We start from the raw sequence: 20,717 nt of genomic DNA, 5'->3' as shown, positions 1-20,717 counted from the left end.
TAACTGGAGGATAAAATGAAACCATCCAATATCGGTGGACAAGCTGTAATGGAAGGCATTATGATGCGCCATAAGGATAAATACTCCATTGCAGTACGACGTCCTGATAAAGAAATTGAAGTAAAAGTGGAAGATTATAAATGCATTTTCGGGAAAGCCAGGATCTGGCGGAAACCAATCATCCGCGGAATGGTAAGCTTTATTGATTCTCTGGTAACCGGAACGAAATGCCTTATGTATTCAGCTGAAATTGCAGGTGATGAGGAGGATGAGGAAGAGACCAGGAAGAATGCTGCTCTTTCTCCAGAAGAACTGAAAGCCAAGAAGAAAAAAGAGGACAAGGCATTTAAAGCCTTGCTCTATGTAACTGTGGCCGTTTCTATTGTAATTTCTGTTGCAGCCTTTATGCTGCTTCCTTATGCACTGGCCAGTCTTTGCCGTAAGGTAGGCGCTTCGGAAGTGGTGGTTACCATTGTGGAAGCATTTGTGAAGCTGGGTCTGTTTATGGGATACATGATTCTGATCTCCAGAATGAAGGATATTCAGAGAACCTTTATGTATCATGGTGCTGAACACAAATGTATCAACTGTGTGGAGAATGGTAAGCCGCTTACTGTGGAGAACGTGCTTGAGAGCTCCAGATTCCACAGACGATGCGGAACAAGCTTTCTGTTCCTGGTTATGATAGTAAGTATTTTCCTGCATTTTATTTTTGTACTGGTACCGTCTTACTGGTTCCGTCTTTTCGGCCGTCTGCTCATGGTACCTGTAGTATCTGGAATTTCATTTGAAATTATCCAGTGGGCAGGCAGGACAGACAGTAAATTTGCCTTGATGATGAGCAAACCTGGTATGGCAATGCAGAAATTTACCACAAAGGAACCTACAGCTGATATGGCAGAGGTTGCCATCAAGGCTGTGGAGGCTGTGTTTGACTGGAGAGCATATTTAAAGACAGAATTTAATCTGGATATTCCATATGAGAACAAAGAAAACGGTGATCTTTCCGCTGCTTCCGCGCAATCTGAAAGCGGGGACAGTGAAGAACGTACCGGGAATGTACCGGAAACGGGAGCTGCACAATGACTTCTCTGGAAACACTATTAAAAGAAGGAACCAAGGTTCTGGAGCAGCATAAGATCCAGGAAGCCAGGCTGGATGCCTGGCTTCTTCTGGAGTATGTGACCGGGATGAACAGAGCCTTTTATTTCGCTCATTCAGCTGACGGGATGGATGAGGAAAAAGCAGACAGATACCGGGAACTGATCCGGAAAAGAGCAGCTCATGTTCCATTGCAGCATATTACCCACCAGGCATATTTTATGGGATTTGAATTTTATGTAAATCAAAACGTACTGGTTCCGAGGCAGGATACGGAGACATTGGTGGAGAAGGCTCTGGAAGTCATGAAAGGGAAAAAGACACCAAGGATTCTGGATATGTGCACCGGATCGGGGTGTATTCTTTTAAGTCTTCTGGCACTTACCGGGGATGCATATGGTGTGGGTGCGGATGTTTCCCCACTTGCTCTTCAGGTGGCAGATAAGAATGCGGTAAGCCTGGAAGTGTCAGACAGAGCTGTTTTCGTGGAAAGCAACTTGTTTTCGTCAGCTTTTTTTCAACAAAACACTGGCAAAGATATGCCTCAGTATGATATCCTTATTTCGAATCCCCCCTATATCAGAAGTGCAGAGATTGAAAATCTTATGGAAGAAGTGCGGGATCACGATCCAAGACTTGCACTGGATGGCCATGAAGATGGTCTGTATTTTTACAGAAAAATCGTATCGGAGGGAAGGACTTTCCTGAAGGAAAATGGCTGGATGCTGTTTGAAATCGGATATGATCAGGGCGAAGCTGTGAAGAGTCTGATGCGGGAAAATGGCTTTTTTGATGTACAGATTGTTAAAGACCTGACGGGACTTGACAGAGTTGTGTTGGGCAGACGATAGTTTTATATAAGTAAAGAGAAGAACATAACAGGAGGAAAACCATGTTTGACAAGTTGGACGATTTGCTCATACGTTTCGAGGAAGTTCTGAATGAGCTGGGGGAGCCAGATGTAACATCTAATCCAGATCGTTTCCAGAAGCTTATGAAGGAACAGAGCGACCTGCAGCCAATTGTGGATACCTATAAGGAATATAAGAAAAATAAAGAAACAATTCAGGACAGCCTTTCCATGCTGGAAGAGGAGAAGGATGAGGATATGAGAGAAATGCTCAAGGAAGAGCTTTCTGATGCCAAGAAGCGTGTGGAAGAGCTGGAGCATGAACTGAAGATCCTTCTTCTGCCTAAGGACCCTAACGATAATAAGAACGTTATCGTGGAGATCCGCGCCGGTGCCGGTGGAGATGAGGCTGCTCTTTTTGCAGCTGAGATCTACAGAATGTATGTAAAATATGCAGAATCCAGGCGCTGGAAAACAGAGATGATGAGCTTAAACGAGAATGGAATCGGCGGATTCAAAGAGGTTACCTTTATGATAAACGGTGCCGGAGCTTATTCCAGACTGAAGTATGAGAGTGGCGTACACCGGGTACAGAGGGTTCCGGAGACGGAATCCGGCGGAAGAATCCATACATCCACCTGTACGGTTGCAATTATGCCGGAAGCTGAGGAGATTGATTTCCATCTGGATATGAACGACTGTAAATTCGACGTATTCCGTGCTTCCGGAAATGGCGGACAGTGCGTCAATACTACAGACTCCGCAGTACGACTGACCCATATTCCTACAGGAATCGTAATTTCCTGTCAGGATGAGAAGTCCCAGCTGAAGAATAAGGATAAGGCGTTAAAGGTTCTTCGCTCACGTCTGTATGAGATGGAGTTGGCCAAACAGCATGACGCAGAAGCAGAGGCGCGAAGAAGCCAGATCGGTACAGGTGATCGTTCCGAGAAGATCAGAACCTACAATTTTCCACAGGGACGTGTAACAGATCACCGTATCAAACTTACACTTCACAGACTGGATAACATTCTGAATGGAGATCTGGATGAAATCATCGACAGCCTGATCGCAGCAGACCAGGCAGCGAAATTGAGCAATCTGCAGGAACAGTAAACTTAGAGCCTTTTTCAAACACGCTCTAAAACAACAATCATATGAAAAATGGGAGGGTATTACCTATGAAAAAAACAGCTCTTGTAATTATGGCAGCCGGAGTTGGAAGCAGATTTGGAAATGGAATCAAGCAGCTTGCACCAGTTGGACCAAATGGTGAGATCATTATGGATTATTCCATCAGAGACGCATTGGAGGCTGGCTTCAATAAAATTGTATTTATTATCCGTAAGGATCTGGAAGAAGAATTTAAAAGCACCATTGGTGCAAGAGTAGAGAAGATCGCAGAAGTTGCGTATGCATATCAGGAAATGGAGAAGCTTCCGGAAGGCTTTGTGAAACCGGCAGACAGAACCAAACCATGGGGAACCGGCCATGCTGTTATCTGCGCAAGAGAGTTCCTTACAGAGCCATTTGCAGTTATCAATGCAGATGACTATTATGGAAAGGAAGCATACGTAAAAGTACATGATTATCTGGTTCGGGAGCAGCCAGCAGATGATGTTCTGCATATTTGCATGGCAGGTTTCCGTCTTGGAAACACCTTAAGTGATAATGGAAGTGTTACAAGAGGACTTTGCCACATTACAGACGGCAAGCTTACAGGTGTTACCGAGACACACAACATTTTTAAAACAGCAGATGGCGCTGAGAGCCGCGAAGATGGACAGCCGGCAGAGAAGCTTGATTTAAATGAGCTTGTTTCCATGAACATGTGGGGACTGACTCCTGCGTTTATGGATACTTTATACGATGGATTTGTAGAGTTTCTTCAGAATGTAAAAGCTGGTGATATCAAGGCAGAGTATCTTCTTCCGGTTATGATCGATACATTGATCCAGAAGGGAACTGCCCAGGTGGATGTGCTTGAGACAAAGGATACCTGGTTTGGTGTAACTTACCAGGAAGATAAAGAGGTTGTGATCAAAGCCTTTAAAGAGCTTACCGAGGCTGGCGTATATCCAAACGGACTTTACAAATAAGATTATCGGATACTGTATATTGTAATTGTTTGCAGTTTTGCCTGAAAATATGGAAAAGAATGTATGATTCATATATGCTTTCAGGTGTAATAAGCAAGGAGGATAATTAGATATGGGAAAATATTTTGGAACAGACGGATTTCGTGGTGAGGCGAATGTTCAGCTGACAGTTGATAATGCGTTTAAAGTAGGACGTTATGTAGGCTGGTATTATGGACGTGACCATAAGGCGAAGATCGTAATCGGAAAAGATACCAGACGAAGCAGCTATATGTTTGAGTATGCCCTTGTTGCAGGACTTACCGCTTCCGGAGCAGATGCTTATCTTCTGCATGTAACCACTACTCCAAGTGTATCCTTTGCGGTTCGTACAGAGGATTTTGACTGCGGTATTATGATTTCCGCAAGCCATAACCCATTCTATGATAATGGAATCAAGCTTCTGAATGGAAACGGACAGAAGATTGAGGCTGAGATCGAGGAGCGTATTGAGGCCTACATTGATGGCGAGATCGAGGAGCTTCCTCTTGCACGCAAAGAAGACATTGGACGTACTGTTGATTTTGCTTCCGGACGAAACCGCTATATCGGATATCTGATCTCCATTCCAAGCCGTGATTTCAAAAATGTAAAAGTCGGACTTGACTGTGCCAACGGAAGCTCATCCGCAATTGCAAAAAGTGTTTTCGAGGCACTTCAGGCGAAAACTTATGTGATCAACAATCAGCCGGATGGAACTAACATCAATACAAACTGTGGCTCCACCCATATCGAAGTCCTTCAGAAATATGTGATAGACAATGGCCTGGATATCGGATTTGCTTATGATGGAGATGCTGACCGTTGTATCGCAGTTGATCATCGTGGAAATATCATCGATGGTGACAAGATTATGTATGTCTGCGGTAAATATCTGAAAGAGCAGGGGAAACTGAATGGAAATACTGTTGTTACCACAGTGATGTCCAATATGGGACTTTACAAAGCTCTGGAGCGTGAAGGAATGCGTTATGAGCAGACTGCCGTTGGTGACAAATACGTTGCCGAGAATATGATGGCAAATAACTACAGCATTGGTGGAGAACAGTCCGGACATATTATTTTCAGCCGTTATGCAGCTACAGGTGATGGTATCCTTACTTCTCTTATGGTCATGGAAGCATGCGTAGATAAGAAGTCTACCTTATGTGATCTTGCCAAAGAGATGAAGGTTTATCCTCAGGTTCTTCGAAATGTACGTGTAGCAGATAAGAAGACTGCGCGTGAGAACCCGAAGGTGGTTGAAGCAGTCGAAGCAGCAGGAAAGGCACTTGGCGATTCCGGACGTATTCTGGTCCGCGAGAGTGGTACAGAGCCGCTGATCCGTGTTATGGTGGAGGCCGAGACAGATGAGCTCTGCCATCAGTATGTAGACAGTGTTGTGGAAGTAATGGAAGCCGAAGGACTGATCGTTGGTTGAGAATGAAAATCAGAAAAACAGCATTAATATTGACAGCGGTCATGGGGCTTTCCCTTCTGGCTGGCTGTGATAATGAAAAACAGCAGATTTTTAAGGAAGCAGAGAAAGATCTGGAGCAGGGCAGCTATGAGTATGCGCTGGATGAATTTACTACTTCTGTGAATAATGGTGTGAAGCCTGCAGTGTCTTACCGCGGGATTGGAATCTGTCAGCTGCGTCTGGGAAATTATGATGATGCCATTACTGCCTTTACCAGTGCTCTTGGCGAGGAGAAAGTAAGTAAAAGTATGGCCCGGGACCTGTATCTGTATCGCGCTACAGCACGTTTGCAGGCTGGGTATCTGGATGATGCCATGGCAGACTGTCAGGTGCTTGCCCAGAATTATGAGATGGATGCAGATGCCTGGTTTCTTACTGGAAAGGTTGCCCTGGAAATGGATGGCTATGATGAAGCTGCCTCTGATTTTGAGCAGGCATATGGGGAAGATTCCAGCTATGACCGGGCCATCCAGATCTACGAGACGTACCTGGATAAGGACATGGAAGCGGATGGAACCAGGTATCTGGAGGCTGTTTTGTCCACAGAGGCAAAGGGAGCAGAGGATCTTTGCAGCCGGGGAAGAATCTATTACTATATGGGAGATTATACCAATGCCCAGAAGGAGCTGACAGATGCTTCCAATCAGGGAAGTACAGAGGCACTTCTGGTTCTTGGAATGGTCTATGGCGCTCAGTCAGATTACGCAAATGCCCGGGCAATGTACCAGCAGTACATCAATCAGAAGCTGGATGATACGTCCGGGGATCAGACACAGACTGCCGCACAGGGATACAATGGACTGGCAGTGTGCGATATGGCAGAAGGAAATTATGATTCTGCTTTGGAAAATATCAGCAGCGGAATTTCCATTGCTTCCGATGATGAAATGCAGAGCTTGTTATTTAATGAAATTGTAGCTTATGAGAAAAAACTGGATTTTTCCACAGCGCAGGAGAAAGCTGTGTCTTATGTCGGAATGTATCCGGAGGATGAAGAAGCTGCGAAAGAGCTTGATTTCCTGAAATCCAGGACTGGAAGTAATGAATAGGAAACAGAGAAGGTTCTTGAAGCTATTTTTATAATCATAAAAGGATTTGAAATCTGAGGCAATATTGAATGCCGGATTTCAAATCCTTTTTTGGTAATATACTCAGATCTTTTTTACATAAAGGCGGTTGCCACGATACATGGGGCGGCCGTTCACGCCACTGAGATCGTAGGACATTGCAAAGTAGGAATCCACGCTGCTTACAAGCGCCCAGTCAGGATCATAGACCTTTCCACCAATTTCAGCCCAGCCGTGACCGCCGGAGCAGATTACATAAACTTTTTTCATGCCTACAGCGTTTGCGAGGTAGGCGAAAGCTGCTGCATAGGAAACACAGTCACCTCGTCCGCCGCGGAAAAACATATCTTCGGCGAAATCCTTTTCCCAGTCCTGTGTATTTCTGAATTCACGCCAGCAATAGTAGGTGTACTGCTTCTTGACGTAATCAAAGCTGGCACGGAGGCGCTGCATTTTGTTCATTCCTGGTCTGCTGATCTTTTCTACGATCTTGTTCGCTTCTGTCATTAGCTTCAGCTTGCGCAGGTTAGAATCGGATTTGCTGGCACGTCCGGAAGCATCAAGGGCGATACCGTTTATAGTGGTGGAGGTCAGCATGTATGCGCCGGTGGTTCCTGTGCTGATACGGAAAAAGTAGTAATTATTTTTGATTTTTTTCCAGCCGTAGCGCTGAATTCCATTTTTGTCAAAAAAGTAATAGCGGGATCCGATTTTGACTTTGCCTTTGACTTTCTTGCCGCGGGCATTGTAATAGTAGTGGCGGCCTTTGATGGTCTTCCAGGTACCAGAAGAGGAACTGGAAGCCTGTCCCTTACCGGAATTGGGCTTCTTATTGGTGTCAGTGGAAGAAGATTTCGCAGTTTGGGAAACAGATGTCCGGGCAGCTGCCTGGGTGGGAAGAGTACCTGTCAGGAGTGTACAGGACAGGCAAAGGCATGCTGCAAGAGTTTTGAGATTTTTCTTTTTCATAGGTTCCTCCTTTTTGGGTCTTTTACTATTATTATATACTATATGAGATCTGAACTGTAGTTGTTGTTTTCAGATCTGAAATATGTTACTGTTCACTCCGTTCACAGTAACGCGCTTCGCGATGCACAGAAATCATGCATTCGCATGATTTCGCGCCGCAATTCTCGGGTTTTCTGTGAACTTTGTTCACAAAAAACGCCTCGCGGAACGTTACCAGTGAACAGTAACTGAAATATACCTCTCCCAAAAGGAATGGGTTTGTGTTATACTCTAACAGATGATTTTCAGATAGAAAAGTAACTGAAAGTTAGTTTATGGATGATCCGGAAGGAGGATTTATGGAATATATTGAAGAAATACAGGAGCAGGTGATTCTGGTTGGCGTTCAGCTGGACGAGAACGACAATGTGAAAGAATCCCTGGATGAACTGGAGGAGCTTGCAGATACTGCCGGAGCCCAGACAGTGGGAAAAATTATCCAGAACCGTGAGACTGTACATCCTGGAACTTATATTGGAAAAGGAAAGATCGAGGAGGTACGTGCTCTTATGCTGGCCACGGATGCTACAGGAATCATCTGTGACGATGAGCTTTCCCCGGCACAGATGAACAATCTGGAGCATGAGCTGGAATGTAAGGTAATGGACAGAACTCTTCTGATTCTTGATATTTTTGCAAAACATGCCACCACAAGTGAGGGTAAGATCCAGGTAGAGCTGGCCCAGCTCCGTTACAGAGCATCCAGACTGGTAGGACTAGGTGCATCCTTGTCCAGACTTGGAGGAGGAATTGGAACCAGAGGACCTGGAGAGAAAAAGCTGGAGAGCGACCGACGTCTGATCCGAAAGAGAATCACAGCGCTGAAGGAAGAGCTTTCCCAGGTAGAGAAGCACAGAGAACTGCTCCGTACCGGACGTACCCGGGGAAAGATGAAGACTGTTGCTATTGTAGGTTATACCAATGCAGGTAAATCTACATTGTTAAATACCCTCACTGGAGCCGGAGTGCTTTCAGAGGATAAGCTGTTTGCCACATTGGATCCTACAACCAGAGCATTGACATTAGATGACGGACAGCAGATCCTGCTTACAGATACTGTTGGATTTATCCGTAAACTGCCGCATAATCTGGTTGAAGCTTTTAAGAGTACCCTGGAGGAAGCGAAATATGCAGATTATATTATTCATGTGGTAGACTGTTCGAATCCTCAGGCGGTACAGCAGATGGAGGTTGTTTATGATACCCTGCAGGAGCTTGGTGTCCAGGGCAAAAAGACGATTACTTTATTTAACAAGGTCGATGTGGGTGCAGCAATCCGCATGCGCGACAGTATGGCAGACCATACTCTTAAGGTTTCGGCCAAAACAGGGGAAGGTCTGGAGGATTTAAAGCAGCTTCTGGGGAAAATCCTTTCTGAAGAGCAGATTTATGTGGAAAAAATTTTTTCCTATCAGGAGGCTGGCAAGATCCAGCTGATCCGGGAATATGGGCAGCTGCTTTCGGAGGAGTACACAGATACTGGAATTCTGGTGAAAGCCAGAGTGCCGCAGGAAATTCATGGGAAGCTTATGTGACGCAGCCAGACCTGTGGAATTGGCAAAAAGTATGGGTTTATAAAGTTATCACATTTGAGGATAATAAGTAAATATAATGATATGAGTGTCAAAAGGTCTTTTGACACTCATTTGATACCCAGATTGCTACGCAGCTACGCTGCTCCCGCAATCCTCCAAATATTCGAAATCCGCTGATTTACTGCGTAAATCGCTACTTTCTCATATTTGGCGTGTCCCAAGTTCAAAAGCCTTATCGTGCAAGCACGAACAGCTTTTTGACCTTTTGACACTGGTATCATATAATGTTATCGCTTAAAAGTAATTTCTGTGAGGCGCATTGCTATACAGAAAGTGAAGAACGATAGGTAAGAAGACTAAAATTTGTAAAAAACAGGAGAGAATATCATGGGAAAATACACAGATTACATTATGAAAACAGCACAGGATCTGCTTTCAGTGCCAAGTCCAAGTGGTTTTACCCACATGGCAGCAGATTTTGTAAAAAAAGAATTTGAAAAGCTGGGCTATGAGCCGCAGATCACCCAGAAGGGGGCTGTGCTTGTAAAGCTTGGAGGAAAAGACGATGAGAATGCAGTGGTTCTGGCAGCTCACATGGATACTCTTGGCGGAATGGTCTGCCAGATCATGGACAACGGACATCTGAAACTGACTAATATCGGCGGTATGAATCCAAACAATGCAGAGGCTGAGAATTGTAAGGTTTATACAAAGTCCGGCAAAGTATATGATGCAACTTTCCAGCTGGAGAATGCGTCTGTTCATGTAAACGGCGAGTATAGCGATACCAAACGTACTTATGAGACGATGGAGGCCATTCTTGATGAGCCGGTGAAGAATAAAGAGGATGTGAAAAAACTTGGAATCATGACAGGCGATTTTGTCTGCTTTGATCCAAGGACAGTTGTGACTGAGAGCGGATACATCAAGAGCCGTTTCCTTGATGATAAATTCAGCACTGCTATTCTTCTCGGCTATGCTAAATATCTGAAAGAGAAAGAAATTCAGACAGAGCGTACCATTTATGTACTGATCACTTCTTATGAGGAAGTGGGACATGGTGGATGTGCCGCTATCCCAGATGGAGTGACAGAGATGATCTCCGTAGATATGGGATGTGTTGGAAAAGGCCTGGAATGTGATGAAACCATGGTTTCAATCTGCGCTAAGGACAGTATGGGACCATATGATTACCAGGTGGTTTCCGGTCTGATCAAGGCTGCACAGGAGAATGACATTGCGTTTGCTGTGGATGTGTATCCTCATTATGGCTCTGATGTGGATGCGGCACTGAAAGCAGGCTATGATATGAAGCATGGTCTGATCGGACCGGGAGTTTACGCATCTCATGGATACGAGCGGTCACACAGGGATGGAGCGAAGAATACACTGAAATTACTGAAGGCATATTTAGGATAAAAGTCCTGCGCGGTAGCGCTAAAGGCGCGGAACAATCGACTTTCATTTGGGGTGATGTCTGCGCAGGCAGACATGTCCGTTTAGAAGAAAAAATTGATTAAAAATGTATAAAATCTTAATAATAGAAGATGACGAAATTATTGTGCAGATAGTAAAGCGACATTTGGAATCCTGGGGATATGAGGTCTTTCAGATCGAAGATTTCACTCATGTGATTCAGGAGTTTGTGCAAAAAGATCCACAGCTGGTGCTGCTGGATTTGAAACTGCCGTTTTTTAACGGTTTTCATTGGTGTGAGGAAATCCGCAAAATTTCACAGGTACCAGTGATGTTTCTGTCTTCAGCGGCTGACAATATGAATATGGTAATGGCCATGAGCCGGGGCGCAGATGATTTTATCGCGAAACCTTTTGATCTGGATGTGTTAACTGCGAAGGTGCAGGCTGTGCTTCGCAGAACCTATGCCTTTGGTCAGAACAACAGTCTTCTGGAAAGGGGCGGCGTAGTGCTGAATCCTGGAAATGGGACAATTTCAGTGGATGGAAAGCTTGCAGACTTGACGAAAAACGAATTGAAGATATTGCAGATACTATTTGAACATCAGGGGCATGTTGTATCCAGAGAGTCGATTATGACAAAACTGTGGGAGAGCGACAGCTTTGTGGATGACAATACTTTGACAGTAAACATCACAAGAATCCGTCGGAAGCTGGAAGGTCTGGGTGTAGAGAACTTCATTATCACCAAAAAAGGCCTGGGGTACATGGTATGATTAAATATCTGAAAACCAGATGGAAAATAGGTGTTTTGGCTTTACTTATGGTAGCGGTAACGGCTGGAATCCTTTTTCTGTATGATATTCCGCTGGAGCCTGTAGGTTATGTGGCGATTTTTGAAATGCTGCTGACAGGCCTGGGACTTATGTGGGATTACCATAAATACCGGAAAAAGCAGGAAAGTCTGCTTTACATAAGAGACTGCGGCAATTTTTCAGAAGAATATCTGGAGGCTCCGGAGAATGAAAATGAGGCTATTTACCGGGAAATCTGCCGTAGTCTGGATGAGAAGAGAATAGAGGCTGAAAATCAGAGAAGTGCTTTTGGTACAGAATTGACAGACTTTTATACGCTGTGGGTCCACCAGATCAAAACACCTATTGCTGCAGCAAGATTGCTTCTTCAGGAAGAGAAGCCCAGACCTCAGGAGATTCAGAATGAGCTTTTTAAGGTGGAGCAGTATGTGGAGATGGTGCTGGGGTATCTTCGAACGGAGGATATGGCTTCAGACATCCGCTTTGAGGAAGTGGATATGGATTCTCTGATTCGTGAGCAGATTCACAAATTTGCCAGAATATTTATTGGGAAAAAGCTTTCTCTGGAGTATCAAGAGGTATCGGAAACGGTGCTTACAGATGAAAAATGGCTTGGCTTTGTGTTGGGACAAATTTTATCAAATGCACTGAAATACACAAAAAAAGGAAAAATATCCATCTATATGAGCAAATCCAGGCCGCATACGCTGGTGATCGAAGATACTGGAATCGGAATCCGTGCCGAAGATTTGCCCCGGGTTTTTGAAAAGGGGTTTACTGGCTATAATGGACGTGAAGAGAACAGGTCTACTGGAATTGGGCTTTATCTTTGCGGAAAGATTATGAAAAGACTGGATCACGGAATCAGGATAGAGTCGGAGCTTGGAAAAGGGACGAAGGTATTTCTTGAACTGGAAAGAAAGAAGATGGATCTATATTAGAGCGTGTTCGGAAAAACAATCTCGCAGTCTGCACGCCCCACTTTTCGGTGTATTTTGCAGATTGCAAGATTAATTTTTTTACATGCTTTAGATGGTGGGGACAAGGAGAGAGTATGAAAGCGATAAAGAAGGTTTTAAACAATATTTTTATTGATGGTTTAAGTGGAATGGCTTTGGGGTTGTTTTCTACTTTGATCATCGGAACTATTTTGAAACAGATCGGTGATTTGATGGGCGGTACATATGGCACTTATTTAAGTGCATTTGCAGTGGTTGCCCAGAGGCTTACAGGTGCCGGAATCGGCATCGGTGTTGCGTATAAATTCCGGGAATCTACTTATGTGCTGTTGTCGGCTGCGGCAGCAGGAATGATTGGGGCTTATGCATCAAACCTTATTGCAGGAACCCTGTTGTCTGATACAGGGGCATTAGTGTTATCCGGTCCTGGCGAGCCTCTTGGAGCGTTTGTGGCTGCATATGTGGGAATTACGATTGGGAGGCTGGTTGCCGGAAAAACAAAACTGGATCTTCTTATTACACCAGCAATCACCATCCTTTCCGGTGGTGCTGTAGGGATACTGGTAGGACCGGGAGTATCAAGCTTCATGACATGGCTTGGCAACCTGGTAAACTGGGGAACTGAGCAGCAGCCAATCCTGATGGGAATTGTGGTTTCTGCCATCATGGGAATGGTACTGACTTTGCCCATTAGCTCTGCAGCTCTTGGAATTATTCTGGGGCTGAATGGCGTGGCAGCGGGTGCGGCAACGATCGGATGCTGCTGTCAGATGATTGGATTTGCAGTGACAAGTTTTAAGGATAATGGCGTGGGCGGTCTTTTTGCCCAGGGAATCGGAACCTCCATGCTGCAGATCCCTAATATTATGAAGCGTCCGCTGATCTGGCTGCCGCCTACGCTGGCATCCGCTATTTTAGGCCCAATTGCCATTATCGGGCCTTTCCATATGACAAATAATGCAACTGGTTCAGGAATGGGAACTTCCGGTCTGGTTGGACAGATCATGACTTATCAGACCATGGTGGCAACCGAATCCCCAGTTCTGGTTATTCTGAAAATCGTAGTCTTTCATTTCCTGCTTCCAGGACTTTTGTCTTATGTGATCTATCGTGGAATGCGGAATATGGGATATATTAAAGATGGACAGATGAAGCTGAATGTATAAAAAAAGTTGCTAACACAAAAAAATATTGACATCTAATAGATGTTAGAATATACTAACAATATAAATCATGATTATGTTTGTTGGTGAAATTTTGTACAGCGTTTGTAAAAGGAGACAGAAGTCTCTGGCAAATGCGTTTCGAGTAACCGGAAAGGAGTATAGTATGGGAACAGTAGTTGTAGGCGCTATCGTAGTTGCAATCGCAGGTCTTGCAATCAGAAGCATTGTAAAAGATAAAAAAAGCGGAAAAGGCTGCAATGGTAACTGTGGAAGCTGCGGCGGACACTGCCATTGAGCTGTGAATGAGGTACAGGTATTTTTACATAGCTGTTAATAAGAAGATGAGGAAGCTGCTGTATTGGAGAAATCTGATATGGCAGTTTTTGCGTAATGGGAAATTAAGAACACAGTTTAATTATTCACTCTTCCAAAAAGTACGAGGATATGTTAGTATAAACACAAAGCATATTTCTTCTAATTATCAAGGCGTTTCCAGCGCCATCTATTTTCATCTAATACGTTCAGAAATCAATGCTTTCAAATCCAGAACAAATAAGAGCAGGAGATCTCTGAAACGTACGGGTCGAGTCTCCTGGGAAGGGAGAATTGAATATGGTGAAACAGAATGCGGCGAATGCAAAAGGTCAGGATATACAGCAGACAGATGAGGGGACAATGGCTGTTAACGTGAAATATAAGGACACGATTTTTCGGATGCTTTTTTCCGATAAGAAGAATCTTTTGTCTTTATATAATGCACTAAATGGAAAGGATTATCATGACCCGGATTTGTTGGAAATTGTTACATTGGATAGTGCGATTTATATGGGAGTGAAGAATGACCTGGCATTTATCCTGGATTGTAATATGTTCTTGTGGGAACACCAGTCCACGTATAATCCCAATATTCCGCTGAGAGATCTTATTTATATTGCCAGGGAATATCAGAAATACGTTAAGCAGAAGAAAATTTCTTTATATTCCACCAGACAGCAGAAGCTGCCAGCACCCAGGTTTATCGTATTTTATAATGGTAAGTCTGAGGCAGAAGAACGGTTTGAGCACCGTTTGTCGGATGCATATGAGAATTTTAGCGGTGAACCGGAATTGGAATTGAAAGTCACAGTTCTTAATATAAATGAAGGTCACAATCAGAAACTAATGGAACAGTGCCAGATTCTGAAGGAATATGCAAGTTTCGTAGCAAGGGTAAGGAAACATCAAAAGACATTGCCTGTGGAAACAGCAATAGAACAGGCTGTGAAGGAATGTATTCAGGAAGGGATTCTCAGGGAATTTCTGCTAAAAAATCGAGCGGAGGTTATTGAAATGAGCATATTTGAGTATAACCAGAAAGAGGAAGAGGAACTGATACGAAGGGAAGAAATGGAAATCGGAATCAAGATCGGAGAGGAAAGGGAACGGAAGAATACGGAGAGGGAACGCAGGAGGGCGGATGATGCTGAAAATGAAGCTAAAATTATGAGAAAAGAAATTGCCAGACTGCAAAGCCTGTTGAACGAAAAAAACACTTTTCAAACAAACTCTGAAAAATAAACAAATACCATATTTCGTGGTTCCTCAACAAAAACAACGAAAAACCACAAAAAGCAACTCGGGAAACCAACTAAAGCAACAAAAAACAGTGTTGAATCATGTTGACACCGCATAGCGAATGACGTATAATGAGCATAGAAAACTATGTCATGGAACAACGGACATTTATGTTGCCGACAAAGAGAATATTGCGTTTTGGCGATACAGAATACTATTTTATATGCCGGGACATCCATGAGAAAGGAGAACCATGGAAAAATACAATTCAAGTGAGATTCCGAAATCTTCCAGAATTACCCGTCTGGTAGATCATCTCTATGCCAAGATGCCGGAGATCGAATCTTACAGAGCGAAGCTGATCACAGAGTCCTATAAGGAGACGGAAGACCAGCCGATCATTACCAGAAGAGCGAAAGCTTTTTCCCACATTTTACATAATATTCCGATCATCATCCGTGATGAGGAACTGATCGTGGGAAGTAACTCCATTGCACCGAGAGGATGCCAGACATTCCCGGAATTCTCATTCCAGTGGCTGGAAGACGAGCTGGATACGGTTGCCACCAGAACTGCTGATCCATTCTATATTTCAGAGCAGGCCAAAGCAGATCTTCGCGAGGTACACAAATACTGGAAAGGCAAGACTACCAGTGAGCTTGCCACAGCATATATGGCACCAGAAGCCATTCGTGCAATTGATCACAATATTTTTACACCGGGAAACTATTTCTATAATGGTGTAGGACATGTTACCGTAAAATACTGGGAAGTTCTTGAAATCGGATACGAAGGCATTATGGCGAAAGCACAGGCTGAGCTGGATAAATGCAATGTGGGGGATGGAGATTACGCAGAGCGTTCCCGTTTCCTGGAAGCAGTTATCATAAGCTGCCAGGCAGTGATTGATTATGCAGACAGATATGCAAAGCTTGCCCTTGAAATGGCAGAGAAATGTACAGATCCACAGCGTAAAGCAGAGCTTCTTGTGATTGCATCCAATTGCAGCAAGGTTCCGGCGAAGGGAGCTACCAATTTCTGGGAGGCGTGTCAGTCCTTCTGGTTTGTGCAGCAGCTTCTCCAGATGGAGTCTAGCGGACATTCCATTTCCCCAGGACGTTTCGACCAGTATATGTATCCTTATTATAAGAAGGATATTGAGAGCGGCGCGATTACCAGAACAGCAGCCCAGGAGCTTCTTGATTGCATCTGGGTAAAATTAAATGACCTGAATAAAGTCCGTGATGCTGCTTCCGCAGAAGGATTCGCAGGCTACAGTCTGTTCCAGAACCTGATCGTAGGAGGTCAGGATAAAGATGGCAATGATGTGACCAATGACCTTTCCTTTATGTGTATTGAGGCATCCATGCATGTACATCTTCCGGCTCCGTCCCTTTCCATCCGTGTATGGAATGGTTCTCCTCATGACCTTCTGATCAAGGCAGCAGAGCTTACCAGAACGGGTATCGGACTTCCGGCTTATTATAACGACGAGGTAATCATCCCGGCACTGCAGAACAGAGGACTTTCCCTTGCAGATGCCCGTGAGTATAATATCATCGGTTGCGTAGAGCCACAGAAAGCAGGTAAGACAGAGGGATGGCATGATGCAGCATTCTTTAATATGTGCCGTCCGCTGGAGCTTGTATTTGCCAATGGTATGGATCAGGGCGAGATGGTCGGAATTCCTACCGGCGATGTAACCCAGATGGCTACATTCGATGAATTCTATGATGCATACAGGAAACAGATGGAGTACTGCATTTCCCTTCTTGTAAATGCAGATAATGCCATCGACGTAGCACATGCAAAGCGTTGCCCGCTTCCATTCCTTTCCAGTATGATCGATAACTGTATCGCCCGTGGAAAGACTGTACAGGAAGGCGGCGCAGTTTATAACTTTACCGGTCCCCAGGGATTTGGTATTGCAAACATGGCAGATTCCCTCTATGCGATTCGCCAGCTGGTTTACCAGGAGAAGAAGTTTACAATGGAGGAGCTGAAAGAAGCTCTTGCATGGAACTATGGTAAAGGCCTGGATGAGCAGTCTGTGAAAGAGATCACAACCGGCATCCTAAGAGAGATGACCGAGAGCGGTGCCAAGGTTGATGCGGATACAGCAGCTGCAGTTTTGAAATCTGTTATGAATGCCCAGATGGCACCTGAGAAGATGGCAAGATATCAGGAAATCCACGATATGATCGCAGAAGTTCCGAAATTCGGAAATGACATTCCGGAGGTTGACTACTTCGCAAGAGACGTAGCTTACACATACACAAGACCGTTACAGAATTTTAAGAACCCAAGAGGCGGACAGTACCAGGCAGGACTTTATCCGGTATCTGCAAACGTACCCCTTGGCGGACAGACTGGTGCTACACCAGATGGAAGATATGCACATACTCCGGTTGCAGATGGTGTTTCCCCATCCGCAGGCAAGGATGTGAACGGACCTACTGCAGCAGCAAGCTCTGTTGCGAAACTGGATCACTTTATCGTATCCAATGGTACTTTGTTCAATCAGAAATTCCATCCGTCAGCACTTTCCGGACGTGAGGGCCTTGAGAAATTTGTTGCACTGATTCGTTCCTATTTCGATCAGAAGGGAATGCATATGCAGTTCAATGTTGTAAGCAGAGAGACCCTGCTTGATGCACAGGCACATCCGGAGAACTATAAGCATCTGGTTGTACGTGTGGCTGGTTACAGTGCACTGTTTACCACACTTTCCAAATCTCTGCAGGATGACATTATCAGAAGAACTGAGCAGGGATTCTAAAACGAAAGTCAGCAGACTCTTATGCAGGAGAGTTATAATTGCCCCATAGCTCACTTCTTAGCGAGATGATAAGTGTGGCTGTGAATGGAAACTTTCTGCGAAAAATATAAATGGAATTGCTGGTGGCTTCGTTAAGAGAAGTCTGCTGACACTTCCGTATAATGGAGATATCTATGGAATATTTAGACACTACAGGGCGTATTTTCGACGTCCAGCGTTATTCCATCCATGACGGTCCTGGAATCCGTACCATTGTGTTTTTGAAAGGCTGTGTGCTCAGATGCCAGTGGTGCTGCAATCCGGAATCCCAGGAATATAAGATCCAGACAATGAAAACTCCAGACGGCGTGAAGACCATGGGACGAGACGTAACTGTCCGCGAGATGATCGAACTGGTAGAGAAGGATCGTCCATATTACTACCGCTCCGGCGGTGGAATGACACTTTCCGGTGGCGAATGTCTTTGCCAGCCGGAATTTGCCCGTGACCTTCTTCGCGCAGCGAAAGAGCGTGGAATTAATACAGCTATCGAGAGTATGGCATGTGTTCCCTGGAAAAATATCGAGATGGTATTGCCTTATCTGGATACTTACCTGATGGATATCAAGCATACCAATCAGGAGAAGCATAAGCAGTTTACAGGCAAGCCCAATGGACTGGCTCTGGAGAACGCCAGAAAGGTAGCTCTTTCTGGCCAGACCAATCTGGTGATTCGTGTACCTGTCGTTCCAACGTTCAATGACAGTGTGGAGGAAATCAAGTCTATTGCTTCCTTTGCATCTACATTGCCAGGTGTGAAGAAGATTCACCTTCTTCCATATCACCGTCTGGGACAGGATAAGTACGACTGGCTTGGAAGAGAATACAAGCTGCCGGAGATACTTCCTCCAGAACCGGAGCATATGGAACTTTTAAAAAAAGCAGTGCATTCCGTCTGTGATCTGGATTGCCAGATAGGTGGATGAAATACTATTTTATGTGAAAATTTTGAAGAAAGACATTGTGTGGAGAAATCTGTACAGTGTCTTTTTTTGCGTGCATTTCTTATTTAATGTGTTGGGCGGGTGAAAAGTTCTTCAGGAGGGACACATTTGAACAACTTTCAACACACTAAAAGAAAGCCTTTTTCATACATGCTCCAGGAAAAGAAATTGGAAAAAGATTTGCTTAAATTATAATTTTTTTGTATGATAGGTGGTATAATAAATACTTGATGAATTTATATCAACTATTAAAAAAAGCGGAGAAAGAAAACTTTATAAAGACAGTTAGATTGATTGCGGTAAAATCTGGCTGGTGCAAAATACTACAGCATAAGGAGAAAAAGAATGAGAGGACTATACTCATCAAAGACAAAAATCAGACACCAGATTTTTACTGAAATTGCCCGGCTTGCCTATGAGGGCGACATTGAGAAAGAGATGGATGATCTTCCGTACAAAATTCTTCCAGGAGAGATTGCAACATATCGTGACAGTATTTTTCTGGAGAGAGCTATCGTAGGAGAGAGATTGCGTGTGGCAATGGGACTGCCTCTTCGAAACATTTCCGAGCATGCGCCAATTTCCAAGGGCGTAGAAGCCAGCTTGATCGAAGAGAAATATTATGAGCCGCCCCTTATCAATATTATTAAATTCGCCTGCAACTCCTGTCCGGAGAAGCGTGTGATTGTCACAGAGGGCTGCCAGGGCTGTCTGGAACATCCTTGTCAGGAGGTCTGTCCCAAGCAGGCTATCCACATGGAAAACGGGCGGTCTGTGATCGATCAGGAGAAATGCATCAAATGTGGAAAGTGTCTGGAATCCTGTCCATATAATGCCATTATCAAGCAGGAGCGTCCGTGTGCCAAGGCCTGTGGAATGAATGCCATCCATTCAGACGAGTATGGCAGAGCAGAGATCGACTATGACAAGTGTGTTTCCTGTGGAATGTGCCTGGTAAGCTGTCCGTTCAGTGCCATTGTAGATAAGGGACAGATTTATCAGACCATTATGGCATTAAAAAGTGATACACCAGTTTATGCCATTGTAGCGCCGGCTGTGGCAGGTCAGTTTGAACCGGAATTGAAGAATACCCAGCTTCGGGGAGCTTTTAAGGCGCTTGGATTTACGGATATTAAGGAAGTGGCTGTGGGTGCAGATCTTTGCACCATTGAGGAGGCTAAGGACTTCATGAAGGAAGTGCCGGAGAAAATTCCGTTTATGGGAACCTCCTGTTGCCCGGCATGGTCTGTTATGGCAAAAAAGACGGTTCCACAGCTTGCCAACTGCATTTCCATGGCGCTTACTCCCATGGTACTGACTGCCAGACTTCTGAAGCAGGAAGAGCCAGACTGCAAGATCGTGTTTGTAGGACCATGTGCAGCCAAGAAGCTGGAGGCAAGCCGTAAGTCGGTTCGAAGCTATGTGGACTTCGTTCTCACCTTTGAAGAGGTGAAAGGCATGTTTGATGCCAAGGATGTTGATTTTGCCAGCCTTCCGGAGGAAGAGCCTCTTACCCAGGCCAGTAGTGACGGTCGTGGCTTTGCTGTTAGCGGCGGTGTGGCAGCCGCAGTTGTGAAAGCTGTAAAGCGTATGGATCCGGATCGCGAGGTGAAGGTAGTCAGTGCTAACGGACTTCAGGAGTGTAAAAAGATGCTGATGGCAGCCAAAGCAGGGAAATACAACGGATATCTGCTGGAAGGCATGGCGTGTCCTGGCGGCTGCATAGCAGGTGCCGGAACGGTGCAGACTGTAAAGAAGGCGGGAGTGGCACTGGAGAAGATGAAGAAGGAAGCGTCTTTTGAAGAATGTATGGATACTTCATTTGGCGGGGAACTGGAGAAACTGGAAGAGCTGTAAAATTATTTAGCCGAGCTGCTTGAAAATAAAG

Annotated in this window: 17 protein-coding genes; 16 read left to right on the top strand and 1 reads right to left on the bottom strand. The window is 44.7% G+C overall.

Annotated elements, in window-relative coordinates:
- Positions 1–15 precede the first annotated feature (15 nt).
- From AB5Z12_RS02505 to AB5Z12_RS02480, 6 genes are all read left to right on the top strand, one after another.
- Positions 16–1,086 (top strand): DUF1385 domain-containing protein, encoded by a 1,071-nt coding sequence (locus tag AB5Z12_RS02505; RefSeq protein ID WP_148461075.1) that lies wholly within the window; start codon positions 16–18, stop codon positions 1,084–1,086.
- Positions 1,083–1,952, top strand: a complete 870-nt coding sequence (prmC, locus tag AB5Z12_RS02500; RefSeq protein WP_368356751.1) for a peptide chain release factor N(5)-glutamine methyltransferase — start codon at positions 1,083–1,085, stop codon at positions 1,950–1,952. The genes AB5Z12_RS02505 and prmC overlap by 4 nt, the downstream gene beginning before the upstream one ends.
- Positions 1,953–1,993: 41 nt before the next feature.
- Positions 1,994–3,067, top strand: coding sequence for a peptide chain release factor 1 (gene prfA, locus AB5Z12_RS02495; protein WP_118578120.1), 1,074 nt, complete (start codon positions 1,994–1,996; stop codon positions 3,065–3,067).
- Between the two features lie 65 nt (positions 3,068–3,132).
- Complete coding sequence (locus AB5Z12_RS02490; RefSeq protein ID WP_195699527.1) at positions 3,133–4,050, top strand: sugar phosphate nucleotidyltransferase; 918 nt, start codon at positions 3,133–3,135, stop codon at positions 4,048–4,050.
- Between the two features lie 112 nt (positions 4,051–4,162).
- A complete protein-coding gene (gene glmM, locus AB5Z12_RS02485; protein ID WP_148461077.1) occupies positions 4,163–5,509 on the top strand; it encodes a phosphoglucosamine mutase in 1,347 nt (448 codons plus the stop codon).
- Between the two features lie 2 nt (positions 5,510–5,511).
- Positions 5,512–6,597 carry a lipopolysaccharide assembly protein LapB gene (locus AB5Z12_RS02480; protein WP_270413419.1) on the top strand — a complete coding sequence of 362 codons (1,086 nt, stop codon included), beginning with the start codon at positions 5,512–5,514 and terminating at the stop codon, positions 6,595–6,597.
- Between the two features lie 102 nt (positions 6,598–6,699).
- On the opposite strand, the gene AB5Z12_RS02475 is transcribed toward AB5Z12_RS02480, so the two are convergent.
- Entirely contained in the window at positions 6,700–7,584 is an 885-nt protein-coding gene (locus AB5Z12_RS02475; RefSeq protein ID WP_368356752.1) for a transglutaminase domain-containing protein, read from the bottom strand.
- A gap of 338 nt (positions 7,585–7,922) precedes the next feature.
- On the opposite strand from AB5Z12_RS02475, the gene hflX reads away from it, so the two are divergent.
- From hflX to AB5Z12_RS02425, 10 genes are all read left to right on the top strand, one after another.
- Positions 7,923–9,158, top strand: a complete 1,236-nt coding sequence (gene hflX / locus AB5Z12_RS02470; RefSeq protein WP_195380137.1) for a GTPase HflX — start codon at positions 7,923–7,925, stop codon at positions 9,156–9,158.
- A 387-nt stretch (positions 9,159–9,545) separates the two neighbouring features.
- Positions 9,546–10,577, top strand: a complete 1,032-nt coding sequence (locus AB5Z12_RS02465; protein ID WP_173716016.1) for a M42 family metallopeptidase — start codon at positions 9,546–9,548, stop codon at positions 10,575–10,577.
- Between the two features lie 103 nt (positions 10,578–10,680).
- Entirely contained in the window at positions 10,681–11,349 is a 669-nt protein-coding gene (locus AB5Z12_RS02460; RefSeq protein ID WP_118578126.1) for a response regulator transcription factor, read from the top strand.
- Entirely contained in the window at positions 11,346–12,329 is a 984-nt protein-coding gene (locus tag AB5Z12_RS02455) for a sensor histidine kinase (protein ID WP_294432593.1), read from the top strand. Before AB5Z12_RS02460 ends, AB5Z12_RS02455 begins: the two co-directional genes overlap by 4 nt.
- A gap of 113 nt (positions 12,330–12,442) precedes the next feature.
- Entirely contained in the window at positions 12,443–13,513 is a 1,071-nt protein-coding gene (locus AB5Z12_RS02450; RefSeq protein ID WP_368356753.1) for a PTS transporter subunit IIC, read from the top strand.
- A gap of 67 nt (positions 13,514–13,580) precedes the next feature.
- A complete protein-coding gene (locus AB5Z12_RS02445) occupies positions 13,581–13,808 on the top strand; it encodes a FeoB-associated Cys-rich membrane protein (RefSeq protein ID WP_368368542.1) in 228 nt (75 codons plus the stop codon).
- A gap of 317 nt (positions 13,809–14,125) precedes the next feature.
- Positions 14,126–15,070, top strand: a complete 945-nt coding sequence (locus AB5Z12_RS02440) for a hypothetical protein (RefSeq protein WP_368356754.1) — start codon at positions 14,126–14,128, stop codon at positions 15,068–15,070.
- 250 nt (positions 15,071–15,320) lie between these two features.
- Positions 15,321–17,846, top strand: coding sequence for a glycyl radical protein (locus tag AB5Z12_RS02435; RefSeq protein ID WP_195391965.1), 2,526 nt, complete (start codon positions 15,321–15,323; stop codon positions 17,844–17,846).
- A 173-nt stretch (positions 17,847–18,019) separates the two neighbouring features.
- Positions 18,020–18,811, top strand: a complete 792-nt coding sequence (locus AB5Z12_RS02430) for a glycyl-radical enzyme activating protein (protein WP_173716021.1) — start codon at positions 18,020–18,022, stop codon at positions 18,809–18,811.
- A gap of 363 nt (positions 18,812–19,174) precedes the next feature.
- Positions 19,175–20,686, top strand: a complete 1,512-nt coding sequence (locus tag AB5Z12_RS02425; protein ID WP_148461086.1) for a 4Fe-4S dicluster domain-containing protein — start codon at positions 19,175–19,177, stop codon at positions 20,684–20,686.
- Positions 20,687–20,717: the final 31 nt, after the last annotated feature.

Source organism: Ruminococcus sp. RTP21358st1_G6_RTP21358_211008, from assembly GCF_040908885.1.
GTDB lineage: Bacteria > Bacillota > Clostridia > Lachnospirales > Lachnospiraceae > Blautia_A > Blautia_A faecis.
The sequence above is the reverse complement of the archived record's forward strand: the minus strand, read 5'-3'. Positions and strand labels throughout refer to the sequence as shown.

Bases quoted from the DNA above. Each gene is read 5' to 3' on its own strand.
- AB5Z12_RS02505 (WP_148461075.1), top strand. From the start codon at position 16: ATGAAACCATCCAATATCGGTGGACAAGCTGTAATGGAAGGCATTATG.
- prmC (WP_368356751.1), top strand. From the start codon at position 1,083: ATGACTTCTCTGGAAACACTATTAAAAGAAGGAACCAAGGTTCTGGAG.
- prfA (WP_118578120.1), top strand. From the start codon at position 1,994: ATGTTTGACAAGTTGGACGATTTGCTCATACGTTTCGAGGAAGTTCTG.
- AB5Z12_RS02490 (WP_195699527.1), top strand. From the start codon at position 3,133: ATGAAAAAAACAGCTCTTGTAATTATGGCAGCCGGAGTTGGAAGCAGA.
- glmM (WP_148461077.1), top strand. From the start codon at position 4,163: ATGGGAAAATATTTTGGAACAGACGGATTTCGTGGTGAGGCGAATGTT.
- AB5Z12_RS02480 (WP_270413419.1), top strand. From the start codon at position 5,512: ATGAAAATCAGAAAAACAGCATTAATATTGACAGCGGTCATGGGGCTT.
- AB5Z12_RS02475 (WP_368356752.1), bottom strand. From the start codon at position 7,584: ATGAAAAAGAAAAATCTCAAAACTCTTGCAGCATGCCTTTGCCTGTCC.
- hflX (WP_195380137.1), top strand. From the start codon at position 7,923: ATGGAATATATTGAAGAAATACAGGAGCAGGTGATTCTGGTTGGCGTT.
- AB5Z12_RS02465 (WP_173716016.1), top strand. From the start codon at position 9,546: ATGGGAAAATACACAGATTACATTATGAAAACAGCACAGGATCTGCTT.
- AB5Z12_RS02460 (WP_118578126.1), top strand. From the start codon at position 10,681: ATGTATAAAATCTTAATAATAGAAGATGACGAAATTATTGTGCAGATA.
- AB5Z12_RS02455 (WP_294432593.1), top strand. From the start codon at position 11,346: ATGATTAAATATCTGAAAACCAGATGGAAAATAGGTGTTTTGGCTTTA.
- AB5Z12_RS02450 (WP_368356753.1), top strand. From the start codon at position 12,443: ATGAAAGCGATAAAGAAGGTTTTAAACAATATTTTTATTGATGGTTTA.
- AB5Z12_RS02445 (WP_368368542.1), top strand. From the start codon at position 13,581: ATGATTATGTTTGTTGGTGAAATTTTGTACAGCGTTTGTAAAAGGAGA.
- AB5Z12_RS02440 (WP_368356754.1), top strand. From the start codon at position 14,126: ATGGTGAAACAGAATGCGGCGAATGCAAAAGGTCAGGATATACAGCAG.
- AB5Z12_RS02435 (WP_195391965.1), top strand. From the start codon at position 15,321: ATGGAAAAATACAATTCAAGTGAGATTCCGAAATCTTCCAGAATTACC.
- AB5Z12_RS02430 (WP_173716021.1), top strand. From the start codon at position 18,020: ATGGAATATTTAGACACTACAGGGCGTATTTTCGACGTCCAGCGTTAT.
- AB5Z12_RS02425 (WP_148461086.1), top strand. From the start codon at position 19,175: ATGAGAGGACTATACTCATCAAAGACAAAAATCAGACACCAGATTTTT.